The following is a 15,735-nucleotide window of genomic DNA, read 5'->3' as shown; positions in this document are numbered from 1 at the left end:
CGGAGGCATGCCTCGCCGGTTGGTTTCGCGGCGTGCCAGTGGTGCCAATGACTTAACACAACCAGGTAGTCCTGACCTGGGGTGTTGCCAGGGGGTAACCGCATGGACACGTACGATGAGGAACTGGGCAGGAGCATAGACGCTTGGGTGGAGGCTGAACTGGCCGCGTCGCCCGAGTGGGGGCCGGAGCGGTACGCCAGCATCCGCCAGCGTCTGGAGGACAGCGAACCCGCTGTCATCGCTGAGGGGTAGGGCGCGAAGCCGCGGCCCACCACCCAGTGCCGTGCGCGGCGGACCGAGCGGCCTACGCGCACGGCACCCGTACTATGCCTCTCTTGGTCCGGCCGACCTGGCGGCCTTCTCGATTTTCGCGCAGTAGGCCGCACGGGCTTCCTTGTCGATCTGCTGTTCGTGTTCGGGACGCAACCCGGTCCGGCCGTCGAGGCCCTCGCGCAGGATGTCGGCGTGCCCGGCATGCCGGATCGACTCGCCGAGGATATGGACCATGACGGCGAACAGGTTCGTGTCGGCATATGGCTCCGGCCACCACGGCACGTGGCCGGGGGCGTCGAGGGGAAGCTCGTTGATTGTCGCGTCCGAGTGTTCCCACGTGCGCCGGTAGAACCCGATGATCTGATCGCGGGTCTCGTGCTCGGCCGCCCACAGATCGCTGCCGTCGGCGTCCTGCCACCGCGGCATCGATTCCGGGGAAGGGCGGTCGAAGACCTCGCCGAAGTACCTGGCCTCGACGCTGGCCACATGCTTGACCAGACCCAGGAGGTTGGTCCCGGTCGCCGTCAAAGGCCGACGGGCGTCGTATTCCGACAGGCCGTCGAGCTTCCAGAGCAGCGCCTCGCGGTCCCGCCGCAGTCGCCCGTGCAGGTTGTCTTTCGCGAACTCATCGATCATGCGGCACGAGCCTGCCATGGGCTGCTCGTGGTCTCAAGATCCCGTACGTGGTCCGCAGCGACTGGCAGAGCCGAGGCATGGCCATGGCCGCCACCTGACCTGCTACAAGAACCTCGCGAAACCTGTCACGTGCGACAACTTCCAGCCGGCCGGGCCCCTGCTGTTCGACGGCTCGATCTTCGCCGGCGGCCCGCCCGCCTTCACCAGCGACCAGGGGGAACAGCCGGGGGTGTCTAGAGCTCCAGCGTGGCCTCGATGCGGCGCAGGTGGTGGCGGGCCATGGCGAGGTTGGCTCGGGTGCGGTCCAGGACGAGGTACAGGAAAAGGCTGCTGCCGTTTGTTCGGGTGAGCGGTCGGATCAGGTGGTACTGGCCGGTGAGGGCGACGAGGATGTCCTCGACCTCTTCGGCGCCCAGGTTCAGTGTGTCCAGGGCGCGGCGGGTGGCGCGGACGATGTCCGTGCACCCGGCAGCGGCCAGGGCCAGGTCGAGGCCGGTGACTGCTGCGATGCGGGTGCCCAGGGCCATGCCGCTGTCGTAGTCGACGAGGGCCGCGCCGAGTGCGCCGTCGATGTCCATCGCGCCGCTGAGTGCCCGGTCGACTCCGTTCACGTTCCACGCTCCCTTTGCTCTGGCTGTGCCGGTCTTGGCCGCGCCGGCCGGCCCGGACACGGCGGTGCGGGCTCCTCGTGTCCGTGAGGCTACGGATGGCGTCGCAGTGACACGGGGCTGTGACCGCAACTGATCACGGTCGGCGCGCCATAGGCCGGATGCAACTTGCTTTGATTGCAAGTTGAAGAATTCTTCACATTCATAGATGCTGCATCCTTGTAGTGAGAGGTTCTGCGCCGTCGGACGTCCCGGTGTCCGGCTATGGGAGGGCGACGATGAGCGACGTGTTCGACGAGGAACTGCGTGCGCAGCTGGCCGAGGCCCGGCAGATGCGCGCCCGGGCGCGGGAGAGCGGCGACGAGGACGGCGCCCAGGCGTACGGGGGGCGGATCACGCAGCTGCTGCGCATCGCGGCCCACCACGGCATCGTGCTGGAGAGCGGCGCGGACGAAGAGGAAGAGGACTGAGCGATGGCGGTGCCGCTGTACCAGGCGAAGGCGGAGTTCTTCCGTACCCTCGGCCACCCGGTCCGCATCCGTGTGCTGGAGCTGCTCCAGGACGGGCCGCGGCCGGTGCGAGACCTGCTGGCCGCGATTGAGATCGAGCCCTCCAGCCTGTCCCAGCAGCTGGCGGTGCTGCGCCGTACCCAGCTGGTCACGGCCACCCGGGAGGGCAACACCGTGGTGTACGCGCTGGCCACCCCGGACGTGGCCGAGCTGCTGCGCGCGGCCCGTCGCATCCTCACCGAGATGATCGCCGACCAGGGGGCGCTGCTCGCCGAACTGCGCGAGCCCGAACGACAGGCGCACCGGGCATGAGCGGGGCGTCCACAGGCATGGGACGATCTTCCGCGTTCGCGGTGTTCGCCCGGCGGGCGGGTACGCGGCTGCGGGCGGTGCTGCCCGACCGGGCGGGGCTGGCGACGATGGGCCGCTCGCCGCGCAAAGACCTGCTGGCGGGACTGACGGTGGCGATCGTCGCGCTGCCGCTGGCGCTGGGCTTCGGGGTCGCGTCCGGCGCGGGGGCCGAGGCGGGGCTGGCGACCGCGGTGGTGGCCGGCGCGCTCGCCGCGTTCTTCGGCGGCTCCAACCTCCAGGTCAGCGGGCCGACCGGAGCGATGACGGTGGTCCTGGTCCCGATCGTCCACCGGTTCGGCACCGAAGGCGTCCTGACGGTGGGCCTGATGGCCGGAGTGCTGCTGGTCGCAGCCGCGCTCGGCGGCGCCGGCCGGTTCATGGCCTACGTGCCGGCCCCAGTGGTGGAGGGTTTCACCCTGGGAATCGCCGGAGTGATCGGCCTCCAGCAGATACCGGCCGCGCTCGGCGTGAAGGCGTCGGGCGCGCAGAACGTCGTGGTCACCGCCTGGGACGCGGTCAAGGACTTCGCCCATGCCCCGCACCCGGCCTCGCTCGCGCTGGCGAGCGGCGTCGCCCTGGTCATGCTGGTCGGCGCCCGGTTGCGCCCGGGCATCCCGTTCTCGCTGCTCGCCGTCGTTGCGGCCACCCTGGTCACGTCCCTTGCGCACCTTCACATGGCAACGATCGGGCACCTGCCCGCCGGGCTGCCCGCCCCCTCGCTCGGCTTCCTCCACGTGGGTGATGTGCCGCAGCTGGCGACCGCCGCGCTGGCGGTCGCGGCGCTGGCGGCGCTGGAGTCGCTGATGTCGGCGACGGCGGCGGATGCGATGAGCGTCAGTGAACGCCACGACAGTGACCGCGAACTGTTCGGCCAGGGCATAGCCAACCTGGTGGCGCCGTTGTTCGGCGGCGTCGCCGCGACCGGGGCGATCGCCCGCACCGCCGTCAACGTCCGCTCCGGTGCCGCCTCACGCCTGGCCGCCCTCGTCCACGCCGCCGTGCTCGCGGTAGTGGTGTTCGTCGCTGCCCCTCTGGTGTCGGGCATCCCGCTGGCGGCGCTGGCCGGCGTGCTGATCGCCACCGCGATCCGCATGGTCGAGGTCGCCTCCGTGCGGGCGCTGGCGCGCAGCGGCCGGGGCGAGGCGGCGGTCCTCGCACTGACCGCGGCGGCGACCCTGGCGTTCGACCTGGTCACGGCGGTCATCGTCGGCCTGCTCGTCGCGGGGGCGCTGGCGCTGCGCCAGGTCGCCCGCTCGGCAGCCCTCACCCGGGTTGCGTTGCACGAGGGCCTGGCGCCGGCCGACCACCACGGCGAGGAGCAAGCACTGCTGGCGGATCACATCGTGGCCTACCGCATCGACGGGCCGGTGTTCTTCGCGGGCGCGCACCGCTTCCTGCTCGAACTCGCCGAGACGAGTGACGTGAAGGCGGTGATCCTGCGGCTTTCCCGGGTGAGTGCGATCGACGCCACCGGCGCCCTGGTGCTGGGTGATGCCATCGCGAAGCTGGAGCGCCGCGGCATCCTCGTCCTGGTCTCCGGCGCGCGCGAGGAGCACCTCAAGACACTCGACGCCCTCGGTGCGCTGGACGCCCTGCACGCCGAGCAGCGCGTGTTCGAGGCGACCCCGCAGGCCATCGCGTACGCGAGGGACCACCTGAGCGGCGTACTGCTGACCGCCACCGGCAAGGGACGCTGATGGCCACCGACCGGGGAGGCCGCGCGTGACCGGGCGGTGGCATCTGTTCGGGCGCCGGCACCGGAACGTGCCACTGGTGCGGCGCCCCGCGCCAGTACGGGGACCGGCCTACACCGTGACACTGGCCAACACCCCGGCGGCAATCGCCTTGTCCGCCCGCACCGCCCGCACCGTCTTCACCAGCTGGGGGGTGCCGGGGCGCGCCAGCACACTGGACGCCGTCGTTCTCGTCGTCACCGAACTGACGGTCAATGCCGTCCGCCACGCCCGCTCCAGCCACCTGGCGCTGACCTTCGCCATGACGGACGACCACCTGGACATCAGTGTCCACGACGAGGACCCGTACCTGCCCGCGCTGGCACGGCCACGACCGGCCCCGCGCGCCGGGTACGGGCTCGCGGTGATCGCCGAGATTGCCGACGACTTCGGAGGCCACCTGTCAGCCGGTCACGACCCGGGCGGCAGCGGCAAATTCGTCCGCGTTCTGCTCCCCTGCCCCCTGCCCTGACCGCGCACCGGCGAAAGAGACCCCCGTTGCGTTTCGAGATCACCGCCTTCGACGACCACAGTGCCGCGCTGGCACCCGTCACCGCGGACGCGGCCGCCCTGCGAGAGCGATTGAGGCGGGCCGCCGCCATGGGCGAGCCCCTGCACATCCGACCCCGCCCCCGTACGGGGGCGCCCCGTCCCGCCCGAAAGGGGAACACCGGTCATGAGTGATGCCGTCAGCGACGAGAAGGCCAAGCGCAAGGCGATGCTGGTGCGCGCGTCGATCTACATCGCCGGCACCCACCTGTTCGCCGGCTTCGTGATCCTGCTCTTCGCCCTCGGCAACCGCCACTGACCCCCAACTCCCGGCCCGATGGCCCGACCCCGTTGACAGCGAACCCGACGGAGGACGTCGTTGATCCCCGGACCACACCGTCTCAAAGGCGGCGCACCACAGCTCGGCGCCACCGGACCCGGCCGCACCAGCCCCTTCGGCATCCGGCCGCACGAGGACGAGGGCCGGACCGAACCCGGCCTCCGCCCGCCCGCGACCCGGCCACCGACAACGGCGCCGGGCGCCGACCCCGCGCACCCGACGCCCTGATCCCCTGGACCGCTCGCACCCGCCCCGTCCGCACGCACACCGCACAAACCGCCCCACTACGAAAGATATTGTTGCCATATGAGTGAGAACCTCCCCTCTTGCCCGAAGTGCTCCGGTGAGTACACCTACGAGATAGACGCATTGATGGTCTGCCCGGAGTGCGGCCACGAGTGGGCCCTCACCGAGGGCGACACCGAGGACACCGGCGCTGCGGGCGAGCGCGTGATCAAGGACGCGGTCGGCAACGTGCTGAGCGACGGCGACACCGTCACCGTCGTCAAGGCGCTCAAGGTCAAGGGCAGCCCCTCGGGCATCAAGGCGGGCACCAAGGTCCGCAACATCCGCCTGGTCGACGGCGTGGACGGCCACGACATCGACTGCAAGGTGGACGGCTTCGGCCCGATGCAGCTCAAGTCCAGCGTGGTCAAGAAAGCCTGACCAGCCGTCCTGCGACCGCCTCTCCACCAGGACCGGATCAGTCGGAGAAGGTGACCTCGCCGGTGTCCAGGCGGTAGTACGCGCCGACCACCCGCAGCCGCCCGGCCGCCACCAGGGGAGACAGCAGACGGTCGCCGCGCAGCGCGGCGACCGTCTGCCGGGTCTGGGCCCGGATCGTCGCCTCCACCAGCTGTCCCGGCGCGACACCCTGACGGCGGGCCTCGTCGTAGGGGCGGCGCAGGTCGTGCACGATGTCAGCGAGGTGGCCGGGCAGCCTGCGACCCTCCCGCAGGCACTCCACGGCCGCGGTCACCGCCCCGCAGTTCTGGTGGCCCAGGACCACCACGAGCGGAGTGGCGAGCTCGGCCGGGCCGTACTCCAGGCTCCCCGCCACCAGCGCGTCATGGGTGTGCGCGGCGGTGCGCACCACCATCAGGTCACCCAAGCCCTGGTCGAAGACCAGCTCCGGCGGCACCCGCGAGTCGATGCACGAGAACACCACCGCGAACGGCTCCTGGCCACCTGCCAGCTGCACGCGCCTGACCGCGCCGACGTCGGGACGGGTGGCCCGGTCGGCGACCCACTTGTCGTTGCCCGCCTTCAGCCGCGCCAGCGCCAGCTCGGGCGTGCCGGCCTCCGGCGGAGCCGCGACCCCGGCAGGCGGCGCCACCGCAGGCGCCGCCAGGCACACGGCCGTCAGTGCCCCGCTCCGCAGAACACTCCGGCGGCCCGCCGCCATCGACCCCCGATTCCCCGGCACAACGCCTTCGCGACGGGATACCACGCTCTCACCACCGGCCGCGGGTGAGGTGGTAGGCGGTCAGCCGCTCGGGGCGCAGGAGCAGCAGGTGCTCGTTGTCCTCGTCCGGCCAGGCCCGCATCGGCACCCGGTGGCGGGCGAGCTCTCCCGGCTCCACGACCCGGCGCACGGCCCCCGTCACCCGCACCAGCCAGCCCGTGTGTTCCTCCGGGTCGATTCGCTGCGCCAGATAGGTCAGGCGCTGTGGGTGGTCGGCCCCGCCCGGCCGCAGGTGCACGCGCAGGTACACGTCCTCGCCCTCCACCAGGTGGTTCACCACCACCAGGCCGACCGGGCCCGGCGCGGCCCGGTCCGCGACGAGCCGGCCCGCGCCAAGACCCGCCAGCAGTACGAGGGCCTGACCTTGGGGAAGCTCCAGCAGGGAAGGCACTGGCTGATCGTCCATCGGCCACCTCGGAGCAACGGTCCGGCGGGCCCGCACTGCCACGGAGCCGGCGGGCAGGCCCAGCCGGAGGCCCGCCCCGGCACCGGGGAGCCAGCCTCCGACAGCGGCACCGAGGGCCACCAGACAAAGACTTTAGCAGTTGCGAATATCAGCAACTGTGTGCGAGCGGTCGAGTCGCCCGGCCTCCGAACAAGAGCGCCAACCCGCCCGCGACCAGCCGCAGGCGGCGCAACCGCCCCGGACCACCCCGGCGCCGACAGTCCCCCCTGCGACGCACCCCTCCCCGAAAGGGTGGGCCGCCCAGGCGTCGGTTCCCGGGCGGCCCACCCTGCGACGGACGCTTCCGGCAGCCCCGCCACATTGCAGACCTTAGCAGTTGCTAATATTGGCAACCACGAGGAAAGGGGACTGGGATGCGCATCCCACCGCACCGCTGCGCCTGGGCACCGCTCGCCGCATTCGTGGTCGCGTGCGACTTGTGGCGCCCGGCCGCAGGCGGACGGAGCCCGCACCGCGGGCACATCCCCCCGCGCCCGATGGGTCGTCGGGACCTCGTGAACGCTCACCGCCGCCCCTGGCGTGCGGCCAGGAGGCAGCGGTGAGCATTCAATGGGACCTCGACCACAGCGACGGAGTCGACCTGCTGCGACTGTCCGGCTACCTGGGCCAGGACGCACTGCACCGCTTCACCGGAGCCGTGGACTGGACCCGGGCCCACCGCACCGGGCCGGTCAGCATCGACCTGTCCGCCCTGCGAGGCTGGAACGCCGAGGGCGAGGCGGCGATCGTCGACGCCGCCGCCCGCCTCGGCGCAGACCACGGCCCGCCGGCGGTGTGCGGCCTCGGAGACCGGGTGGCGCCCCTGATCGCCACCGCCCACGGCCTGGGCATCCTGCGCATCCATCCCGACAGCGCCACGGCCCGCACCGCGCTCACCATGCCCTGAGCGGCCCCTTTTGCCCCATTGCTAGAGTCACAGCCGATGAAGTCCAACCCAACCAGCGCCAGATAAGGGGACGGTGATCTCCCTGAACGCCGACACCCCGCGACAGCCCTCCGTCGTCACGGTGCCGCTCTACCAGCACAAGGCCGAGTTCTTCAAAACCCTCGGCCACCCCGTGCGCATTCGCGTCCTGGAACTGCTGAGCGAGCGCGAACGCGCCGTCGCCGACATGCTCCCCGAAGTCGGGATCGAGGCCGCCCACCTCTCCCAGCAGCTTGCCATCCTGCGCCGCGCCGGAGTCGTCGCCTCCCGCCGCGACGGTGCCAGCGTCGTCTACCGCCTCACCAGCCCCGAGGTCGCCGACCTGCTCAAGGCCGCCCGCTCCATCCTCAGTACCCTGCTGACCGACCGCGCCGAACTCCTCAGCGACCTCCACCTCGGCAGTGATCCGACACCCACACACTGACCTGACGGCCAGGCCCGCCGTCTACCCGCCAGGGTTGGGCGGACCCACCCCGAGCCAGCGCCGTGCACTCGCTTCCAGCTGTGGGTAACTCGCCTTTCGGCGGGGTGAGCATCCCGCCATGCCATCGATCGGCTTCTGATGGTCCATCAGCTGATGCCACGTGATGGCATACAAGATGTATCGCCCGGGGGCCTTGAGCCGGGAGCAGGGGGCCGGCCTCGAGTTGAGGCCCGGCTGGCCGAGCACAGCTGCAGTAGGGGAACGAGTCCACGGTTGCCGAAGCTGGTTCCACCGCGCTGGCGCAGAATACGACACGTCGGGAATAAGTACTCTCCGCCGGTATGAGCCGGCGAACTGTCGGCCGAGTTGCGCCGGCGGTGCGGGCCCTATCCGGGCGAGCTCCGCGCTCGGTCAGGTAACTGACCACGGCCCAGCCTCGCAGGTCCGCCGGCAGATGGGCAACTCGGCATTGTGCGGCCGAATGTGAAGTGATCGGAGAGGACCTGATGACGTCGATGTTGGGACGCGAACTGCGCGGATATCGGTATGAGTGCCGGTACGCCGGGCGCGGGTGCACCTGCTTCTACTACACCGGCGAGTTCGGCCGGAAGGCCGCACGGCTGCGCCGGCGCCGGGCGCGCCGGGTGGAAGCCCGCACGTGGCCGGACACCGACGGCGCGTAGCCGACTCCAACACCGAGATGACCCTGACCGGGCGTGCCGTACCCGGTGTTGAGATCCGACATCTGCACCACGAACGAGGCGGTGCCGCGAATCCTCGCGGCACCGCCTTGTTCGCATTCCCCGGAGGGCACCGCAGTTCAGCGACCGAGCAGCCCGAAGGTGCCAGGGGCGCTCTCGCAAAGCTGCCCGGCGCCGAGAAGTCGGGTGAGGCTCAGCCGTACGACGGACCGCCGCAGGCCGAGGCGGGCGGCCAGTTCCTCGCAGGTCGCCGTTCCCTCCTCCAGCTGGCCCAGCACCGCGCGGTCGGCGTTGTCGTCGAGCAGCCGGGACACCAGGTACAGCGCGAAGACGGACACCGCGCACCCGACGAGCATGGTCCCGGTCATCGCCGGTCTGTGCCACACGGCGCCCGCCACGGCCTCGGCGCCCGCGAAGGCGGTGAGCGAGATCAAGTAGATCGCCGCGCGGCGCAGTCCGCGGCGGGAGATCGTCGAGGTGATGGTCACAAAGCCTCCTGGGGCAGCGGAGCGTAGCGTGAGCGGTCGAAGAGGCGGCAGTCGGTGCGCGGCGGGCGGATCAGGCATACCCGGCAAGGGAGTTCGGGTGGTGCCGGGAGGACGTGGTGGTGGCAGAAGGTGCGGCCTGCGCGCGGGTCGCGCACCGGGTGGGCGACGACGAGTTCGGTGAGCAGTTCTGGGGCGGTCCAGCCGCAGCGTCCTTCGCGCGGGTGGAGGCGTGTGGAGCGGTACCCGGCGTCGATGCCGCCGACTGCCACCAGGTAGAGGTCGCTGGGGGCGAGGTAAGCCAGGACGTGGTAGCGGGTCCGCTCGCCAGCGCTGTTCCTTGGGCCGTAGGCGGTGCCGAAGGCGCGGGCGATGCCGACCCGGCTGCCGTGCAGATCGAGGGTTTCAGGGTCCAACGGGCCTCCGTGGTCGCTGTCTCCGACGCGGGAACGGCGTCGGTGGCTGGCCGCTGGGCCGAGGCGCGGCGGCGTGCGAGCACGGGCAGATCAGTCCTGCGGGCCGCGCGGGCAAGGCGCGCGGTCGACACGGCAGGGCTCGGCCGGGATCGGGACGCGCGACATCAGCGTCCACGCGACGGCCAGCTGGGCCACCGTCAGAACCGTGCCGCCGAGGGTGGTGCGGTGTGCCCAGGCGGCGTCGTAGACGAGATCGAAGGCCGAGGCGGCCACCAGGATCCTGGCGAAGGCGAGGGAATCAAGACGGAGCGTGATGACGAGTCCTTTCGGAGGAACGGCGGGGGCGGTGACCGGGCCGGGAGTGTCGACCGGCAGCCGGAGTACGGCGACGGGCCGCGATGGCATATCGGCGGTTGTAGGAGTCGGCGGTTCCCGGCCGACGCGCCGGGCGAGGAGGGCGCCTGCTCGGTAGTCGGTCAACCGCGCAGCAGGGAGACTCGCCTCATCGACGTGCGCTCTCAGGCAGCAAGGGAAGTGGCGGTAACCGGGCGGGGCGTGGAGCGGCTGACCAGTGCGGTCAGCAGGTCGAGGACGAGTTCGGCGGGGGTGTGCCGATCGAAGCGGGCTCTCCAACCGGGCTGGCGGGCGGTACCGTCCACGGCGATCGTCCAGGTGTCCGCGTTCGGGTTGTCGGGCTGGTAGCCCACGTAGACCCGGGTGCACGGGGACGCGGCATGCAGCCCGCCGTCGGCGTCAACCACCCAGGCCCAGCCATGCTCGTAGAGGAACGCGTTCACGATGTTGGCATTGCCCTCGCCGGTGAGCCAGTTGCGGCGGGGAACGGTGTCGCCGGTCCGCCGACCGCGACCATCCGGGCGGGGTGTGGACCGGCTGACCAGTGCGGTCAGCAGGTCGAGGACGAGTTCGGCGGGGGTGTGCCGGTTGAAGCGGGCTCTCCAACCGGGCTGGCGGGCGGTACCGTCCACGGCGATGGTCCAGGTGTCCGCGTTCGGGCTGTCGGGCTGGTGGCCCAAGTGGACCCGGGTGCACGGCGACGCGGCGTGCAGGCCGCCGTCGGCTTCGACGCCCCACGTCCAGCGATGCTCGTAGAGGAACGCGTTCACGGTGTCGGTGTCGCCCTCGCCGGTGGGCCAGTCTCGGTGCGGAATGTCGTCGCCAGGACGCGGACCGCGAACAACCGGGGCGGAGATCACGATGGGCAGGGGAACGTCCTCCTCGTCGAGGGGCTGCGGTGGTCGTCCATGTTGACTTGGACTGCCCGGTTTCGCATAGTCCGTACAGGGGTTGGCCGTCTGCTGCAGGCGAACACGGCGGGGGCCGGCTGCTGAAGGTCGGGCCCTACCGACAACCGGCGTCCTGCCTCGATGAAACCGGCGGAGTCGGTGAGTCTGGCCGGCGGTGGACCACTCGTCTCGGTGAGGTTGGCGAAGTCGGCGGACAGGGCGGCTCAGCGTGTTTTGCGGATGGCGGCGGTGGCGGCCTGGGCGATGGCGGCGGGGGCGCTGTCGGGCCGGGGCAGGTGGAGCAGGGTCGTTCCCGGCAGGTGTAGGGAGTTCGTGCTGAGGGTGAGCTGGAGTACGGCGCAGCCGGCGGTGGTGAGGCGGTTGATGCGGGTGACCGCCTCGGCGGTTTCGTCCGGGGTGTAGCGGGCATCAGTCACGACCACGAGGAGGCGTCCGGTGCCGGGGCGGCTGAGGTCGAGGCCGTGGTCGAGCGCGTCCAGGGCGTCGCCCAGGTTGTGGCTGCCGCCGTTGGCGGCGAACTGGGTCACGCGGTCCGGTGCCCGGTGGGTGGGGCGGGTCAGCGCCGTCAGATCATGGTCGTAGGCGATGGTGGCGGTACGGGAGTCGGGGCCGGTCATGGCCGCTGCCCGTGCCACGATCCAGGCAGCGGACGCGACGGGCCCGCAGGCGGCCCTCATGGAGCCGGAGACGTCCACCGCGATGCCCACCCGAAGCGGTGGGGTGGCGCTGCTGCGGCGGCGGATGTGGGTGAATGGCTCCGCTGTGGGGATCGAGCCGGCCGAGCGCTGGGCATCGCGGGCGAGGGCCTGGCGGATGTTGAGGCGGCCGGGCGGGGTGGGGCTGGTTGTCCTCTCCTCGCTGCGCTCTCGAAAGGCCGCGGCGCGAAGCGCGCGGCTCAGGCGCGCGGCGGCGGTCTGCTCGGCGGCGGTGGGCTTGCGGGTGCCGGTGACCGGGCTCTCAGAGGGCATCGATGTGCCGTTGGGACTGACGGTGGTGCCGTTGGGGTTGAAGACCGACTTGGCGGTGGCGGCGGCCCTGCGTCGCTGGCCGGCCTGCTGGGCGCGGTCCAGGGCCTGGGCCCTGGACCGCGCGGTCACGGCCCTGTCCGCGGCGGCCCGTGCTGCGGCGTCGGCGGCGTCGTTGGCGTCCATGCTGTCCATGACGACCCCTACGGCGTCGGACAGCAGATCGGTGAGGCCCTGCGGCAGGGGCAGGGAAGGGGAATCGGCGTCCAGGGCGGAGCACCAGTCCTGGCCGTGCGCGAGCATGGTGGCGCCGTCGTGGTCGGCGGTCCGTTGGGCCGCGGTCCAGATGCCGGTGAGGGTGGCCAGCAGCTCGGCGCCCAGCACCTGTTCGCACAGGTCGGCGACGGCCCGGGTCTCACCGGCGGCCAGGATGCCGGCGTCCCGGCGGCCGAGGATGAGGGCCGCCACGTTGGCCGCGTGCCTGATGCCCTGGACGCTGGGGTTGGCGATGTCGGGCATGACCAGGGTCCGGGCGCTGGTGCGCAGGTACGCGCGGTCGGTGGGCCGCCTGATCAGGTGGGCGCCCTCGACCCGGCTCTCCTCCAGCAGGAGCGCGGCCTCCACGACGCGCGGGTCCGCGTCGCCCGGCTCCACCCACACGGAGTGGGCCGCGTGGGCGGCCTCGTGGCAGAGGACCCCCAGGCGGCGGGATAGCGCTCCTCGTCGCCCACGATCCGCGGACGGATCTCGTGCGGCTGGAGAGCGCCGAACAGGCCGGAGTCGAACTCGATCTCGCCGCCACGCGGGTAGTAGGCGGCCGGGGCGCCGCTGCGAGTGCCGGGCCGGCAGGTGACCAGCAGGTCCTGGCGGCCGGACAGCGCGACCAGCCGGTCGCCGAGTTCGGCTCCCACACGCAGCCACGCGGCCGGGGAGGTGGAGGGCTGCACGGGCGGGGCACCGTCGTCGTCCCACCGCGCGAGGTCGGCGTCGTCGTCGGGCGTGGTGACGGGGGGCAGGACGTGGTGGTGGGCGCTCATCGCGTGCCCCGGCGTGCGGAGTTGGTGCCGCCCGCGGGCTGCTGGGCGGCCGTCGCGGTGGTGGCTGGCAGCTGCCGGCCAAGGGTGAGTGGCCGGACGTTCTTCATGCCGGCGATCTTGCTGACGGCGGCGGCGACGACATCGCGGTCCTCCACCGGGGCGATCCCGATCAGGTTCGCCCACGCGGCTGGGCTGCCGAGGACAGCCTCGGTCTTCTGGAAGCTGAGCAGTTCCCGTAGCTGGGGAATGGCGAGCTTGGCGGCGGCGAAACTGAGGCTACTATTCGGCAAGGGTGCCGTCAGAAATGGGTCCGGATCTATTTGTCGCACGGTAGGCAAGATGATCAAAGGTGAGATATCCGGGCGGCCGTCCCAGTATTTCCTGACCCCCTTCCATGTCCGATGCCACGGGCCTACACTGGAGCCATGGGCGACGTTAGGCAGCAGGTGGGACGGGGTCGAGGGGTCGCTCGCCCTGGGGACCAGCTGGGGACCACACGTCCTGCACGCTCGTGCGCAACCTGCCCGAGGAGAGCTTTTCTGAACGCGCGAGACGCGCGTGAGCAGGCATTTCAGGGAGAATGACGTACCGAAATGGGGGGTCAAGGGGGCGCAGGTTCAAATCCTGTCGTCCCGACTGTGAAGTCGGTTGTGAGAGCGGGTACTTGGGAAGCCAAGCACCCGCTCTCAGTCGTTTCCGAGGGTCGTGTGGTCGCAGGGTGGTCGCGTCTGTCTCTCTGACCTGGTGGTTTGCGGTCGGGGTGAGTCCAGGGTGATCGCGACTCCTGACGTAGCGTCAGCTTGTCTCGCGGGGAAGGTCTGCCCGGTCGAGCGCGTCGGCGAGTGGATCGACGGCCTCGCGGGCGGCTTGGGGGAACAGATGGCCGTAGATGTTGACGGTGGTGGCCAGGGTGGAGTGCCGCAGGGTTTTGGAGACGACGGCGAGCGGCACCTGGGAGCTGATCATGATGGTGGCGGCGGTGTGGCGCAGGTCGTGAAGGCCGATCTTGGGCAGGCCGATCTCGGCCGAGCGCTGGCGCAGGGTGTGCAGGAGCCGTTCGGGGTTGATGGGTTTGCCGTCCGGGCGGGTGAAGACCATGCCGTCCGGACGGGGCAGGTCGGGATGCACGCTGCGATGGCGGGTGGCCTGGCGGCGTAGTGCGGCCGTGGCACGGGGGGAGAGGCTGACCCAGTTGCGGCTGGCGCGGGTCTTGGGTGCTTGCAGGTGCAGGCGGGCGTTGTTGATCGATGCGAGGGTCCAGCGCACGAACAGGACACGCCGGCGGAAGTGGACTTCGGGCCAGTGCAGACCGAGGACCTCGCCGCGGCGCATTCCGGTGCCGAGGATGACCTCGAAGATGTCGGCGTAGACGTCGCTGTAGGTCTCGGCGTTGTGGTGCAGGAAGGCGGACGCCTGCTGCGGCGTCCAGCATCGGCGCTCGGGTGCGGCGGGACGCTTCAGCGCGGCGTTGCGGGCGGGATTGCGGGCCAGCAGGTCGGCGCTGACGGCGGCGTTCATCGCGCTGGAGAGGATGGTGCAGCAGCGGTGGACGGTGGGGCGTCCGCGGCCGGCGGCCAGCTGCCTTCGGGACCAGGTGGTGACGTGCCGGTCGCGCAGGGCGTGCAGGGGCAGGGCGCCGAAGGCGGGTATGAGGTCGTGGTGGACGTGGCGGTGGTACCGGCGAACGTGGTGGCCTTGAGGACTTCCTGCTTGGAGAGCAGCCACTCGGTCAGGTACTCGGCGACGGTCAGGGTCTCGTCCAGAGTGATGCCGGTGCGCTCTGCCGCCAGGAATCGCTGCAGGGCGGTCAGGGCCGCGTTCTCGTCGGGGAAGCCGCTGCGACGGCGGGTCTCACGCTTGCCGGAGGCGCTGGGCAGGTCGACGGCGTAGGCCCAACGGCCATGGTCGGACTGGGCGTTCAGCCTTGGGCAGCGGGCGCCGTACTGGCGTCCGGCGGCGTCGCGGCAGCCACAGCGCCGGTAGATGCGTCCGCGCTGGGGATCGGGCAGGCTCACGGGAATCGACTCCTTGTGTGATCGGACTGGCGCAAGCATCACGTCGTGGCGCCCTGGCGCGGCAGGGAGCGGATCATGGCGCGGAGGAAGCGAACTGTGCGACCAACTGTGCCCGTGAGCTGCGGCGATCCCCTTGGAAAGCGAACAAAGGGGCGGGTTGGCGAATTCGGCGGCTTCTTCCTGCGGTGCGACGGCGCGATTGCGTGAGCGTCGACCAGTGAGTGCTGAAATTTGGCGATCCCCGAGAATATGCGCGCGGAGCATCGGATTTCTAATGCGCATCAGCCATTTCGCCTGCCGGACCCTTGGGGTGCTTTCGCGGCTGTTGAGCAGTTGGTGGGGCGGGATTGTGCTGCGGCGGCCGTCGGCCGCACCGGGGTGTCGGGCTGGGAACTGCCGGGCGGCTGCATCGGATGGCTCCGGGGGAGCGAAGCGCTTGCGGCGCGCGCCTGATGCGACGCCCGGGGCAGCTGGAATGCTTGCTTCGGTTCCCAGCGCTGGAGCCGGCGTGGACGGCGGCTCGAAGGGGCGGTCCTCGGATGGTGGGTTCCCCTCTCAGGATGAGGCATCCCGGACTCTGTCATATGGTGCAAACCCGAACTATTGCTGCCGCCATCTCGGGCTCTGGCGCG

The 15,735-nt window shown here is 71.1% G+C and carries 20 protein-coding genes and 2 pseudogenes; 10 read left to right on the top strand and 12 right to left on the bottom strand.

Annotated elements, in window-relative coordinates; genetic code table 11:
* Window positions 1-102: 102 nt before the first annotated feature.
* Window positions 103-252 carry a hypothetical protein gene (locus ACIQOW_RS18680; RefSeq protein ID WP_401086068.1) on the top strand — a complete coding sequence of 50 codons (150 nt, stop codon included), beginning with the start codon at window positions 103-105 and terminating at the stop codon, window positions 250-252.
* 72 nt (window positions 253-324) lie between these two features.
* Here ACIQOW_RS18680 and ACIQOW_RS18675 read toward each other — a convergent pair whose 3' ends face one another.
* Together ACIQOW_RS18675 and ACIQOW_RS18670 are read right to left on the bottom strand one after the other, a co-directional pair.
* A complete protein-coding gene (locus tag ACIQOW_RS18675; RefSeq protein ID WP_401086065.1) occupies window positions 325-909 on the bottom strand; it encodes a DinB family protein in 585 nt (194 codons plus the stop codon).
* Window positions 910-1,142: 233 nt separating this feature from the next.
* The gene (locus ACIQOW_RS18670) at window positions 1,143-1,520 is read right to left on the bottom strand and encodes a hypothetical protein (protein WP_401086063.1); all 378 of its coding nucleotides are present in this window, start codon (window positions 1,518-1,520) and stop codon (window positions 1,143-1,145) included.
* A 275-nt stretch (window positions 1,521-1,795) separates the two neighbouring features.
* On the opposite strand from ACIQOW_RS18670, the gene ACIQOW_RS18665 reads away from it, so the two are divergent.
* The 6 genes from ACIQOW_RS18665 to ACIQOW_RS18640 all read left to right on the top strand — a co-directional run bounded on the left by ACIQOW_RS18665 (window position 1,796) and on the right by ACIQOW_RS18640 (window position 5,605).
* The gene (locus tag ACIQOW_RS18665) at window positions 1,796-1,987 is read left to right on the top strand and encodes a hypothetical protein (protein ID WP_401086060.1); all 192 of its coding nucleotides are present in this window, start codon (window positions 1,796-1,798) and stop codon (window positions 1,985-1,987) included.
* Between the two features lie 3 nt (window positions 1,988-1,990).
* Window positions 1,991-2,338 (top strand): ArsR/SmtB family transcription factor, encoded by a 348-nt coding sequence (locus tag ACIQOW_RS18660; RefSeq protein ID WP_401086057.1) that lies wholly within the window; start codon window positions 1,991-1,993, stop codon window positions 2,336-2,338.
* Between the two features lie 17 nt (window positions 2,339-2,355).
* Window positions 2,356-4,074, top strand: coding sequence for a SulP family inorganic anion transporter (locus ACIQOW_RS18655; protein WP_401086054.1), 1,719 nt, complete (start codon window positions 2,356-2,358; stop codon window positions 4,072-4,074).
* Between the two features lie 115 nt (window positions 4,075-4,189).
* Entirely contained in the window at window positions 4,190-4,582 is a 393-nt protein-coding gene (locus tag ACIQOW_RS18650) for an ATP-binding protein (RefSeq protein WP_401086052.1), read from the top strand.
* A gap of 204 nt (window positions 4,583-4,786) precedes the next feature.
* On the top strand, window positions 4,787-4,918 hold the full coding sequence (locus ACIQOW_RS18645; RefSeq protein ID WP_401086049.1) for a DUF6126 family protein: 132 nt from the start codon (window positions 4,787-4,789) through the stop codon (window positions 4,916-4,918).
* A gap of 327 nt (window positions 4,919-5,245) precedes the next feature.
* Window positions 5,246-5,605 carry a zinc ribbon domain-containing protein YjdM gene (locus tag ACIQOW_RS18640; protein WP_401086046.1) on the top strand — a complete coding sequence of 120 codons (360 nt, stop codon included), beginning with the start codon at window positions 5,246-5,248 and terminating at the stop codon, window positions 5,603-5,605.
* Window positions 5,606-5,642: 37 nt separating this feature from the next.
* Here the strand turns inward: ACIQOW_RS18640 and ACIQOW_RS18635 are convergent, their stop codons facing one another.
* Together ACIQOW_RS18635 and ACIQOW_RS18630 are read right to left on the bottom strand one after the other, a co-directional pair.
* A complete protein-coding gene (locus ACIQOW_RS18635; protein WP_401086043.1) occupies window positions 5,643-6,275 on the bottom strand; it encodes a carbonic anhydrase in 633 nt (210 codons plus the stop codon).
* A gap of 118 nt (window positions 6,276-6,393) precedes the next feature.
* A complete protein-coding gene (locus ACIQOW_RS18630; RefSeq protein ID WP_401086040.1) occupies window positions 6,394-6,810 on the bottom strand; it encodes a hypothetical protein in 417 nt (138 codons plus the stop codon).
* A 598-nt stretch (window positions 6,811-7,408) separates the two neighbouring features.
* Here ACIQOW_RS18630 and ACIQOW_RS18625 point away from each other — a divergent pair.
* From ACIQOW_RS18625 to ACIQOW_RS18615, 3 genes are all read left to right on the top strand, one after another.
* Entirely contained in the window at window positions 7,409-7,756 is a 348-nt protein-coding gene (locus ACIQOW_RS18625; protein WP_401086037.1) for a hypothetical protein, read from the top strand.
* Between the two features lie 73 nt (window positions 7,757-7,829).
* Complete coding sequence (locus ACIQOW_RS18620) at window positions 7,830-8,219, top strand: ArsR/SmtB family transcription factor (protein ID WP_401086034.1); 390 nt, start codon at window positions 7,830-7,832, stop codon at window positions 8,217-8,219.
* 506 nt (window positions 8,220-8,725) lie between these two features.
* Window positions 8,726-8,902 (top strand): hypothetical protein, encoded by a 177-nt coding sequence (locus ACIQOW_RS18615; RefSeq protein WP_401086030.1) that lies wholly within the window; start codon window positions 8,726-8,728, stop codon window positions 8,900-8,902.
* Window positions 8,903-9,039: 137 nt separating this feature from the next.
* Here the strand turns inward: ACIQOW_RS18615 and ACIQOW_RS18610 are convergent, their stop codons facing one another.
* The 8 genes and pseudogenes from ACIQOW_RS18610 to ACIQOW_RS18575 form a co-directional block, all read right to left on the bottom strand.
* A complete protein-coding gene (locus tag ACIQOW_RS18610; protein ID WP_401086027.1) occupies window positions 9,040-9,408 on the bottom strand; it encodes a hypothetical protein in 369 nt (122 codons plus the stop codon).
* Entirely contained in the window at window positions 9,405-9,821 is a 417-nt protein-coding gene (locus tag ACIQOW_RS18605; protein ID WP_401086024.1) for a hypothetical protein, read from the bottom strand. The genes ACIQOW_RS18610 and ACIQOW_RS18605 overlap by 4 nt, the downstream gene beginning before the upstream one ends.
* A gap of 90 nt (window positions 9,822-9,911) precedes the next feature.
* The gene (locus ACIQOW_RS18600; RefSeq protein WP_401086021.1) at window positions 9,912-10,226 is read right to left on the bottom strand and encodes a hypothetical protein; all 315 of its coding nucleotides are present in this window, start codon (window positions 10,224-10,226) and stop codon (window positions 9,912-9,914) included.
* A gap of 113 nt (window positions 10,227-10,339) precedes the next feature.
* Window positions 10,340-10,945, bottom strand: a complete 606-nt coding sequence (locus ACIQOW_RS18595) for a DUF317 domain-containing protein (RefSeq protein WP_401086018.1) — start codon at window positions 10,943-10,945, stop codon at window positions 10,340-10,342.
* Between the two features lie 344 nt (window positions 10,946-11,289).
* Window positions 11,290-13,088, bottom strand: a pseudogene (locus tag ACIQOW_RS18590) (hypothetical protein).
* Window positions 13,085-13,333 (bottom strand): annotated as a pseudogene (locus tag ACIQOW_RS18585) (hypothetical protein); the annotation flags it as partial. The pseudogenes ACIQOW_RS18585 and ACIQOW_RS18590, both read right to left, overlap by 4 nt.
* A 550-nt stretch (window positions 13,334-13,883) precedes the next feature.
* Complete coding sequence (locus ACIQOW_RS18580; RefSeq protein WP_401086015.1) at window positions 13,884-14,606, bottom strand: tyrosine-type recombinase/integrase; 723 nt, start codon at window positions 14,604-14,606, stop codon at window positions 13,884-13,886.
* Window positions 14,603-15,103, bottom strand: coding sequence for a hypothetical protein (locus ACIQOW_RS18575; RefSeq protein WP_401086012.1), 501 nt, complete (start codon window positions 15,101-15,103; stop codon window positions 14,603-14,605). Before ACIQOW_RS18575 ends, ACIQOW_RS18580 begins: the two co-directional genes overlap by 4 nt.
* Between the last annotated feature and the right edge of the window lie 632 nt (window positions 15,104-15,735).

It is taken from the genome of Kitasatospora sp. NPDC091335, assembly GCF_044757205.1.
In the GTDB taxonomy this organism is placed as follows: domain Bacteria; phylum Actinomycetota; class Actinomycetes; order Streptomycetales; family Streptomycetaceae; genus Kitasatospora.
The sequence above is the reverse complement of the archived record's forward strand: the minus strand, read 5'-3'. Positions and strand labels throughout refer to the sequence as shown.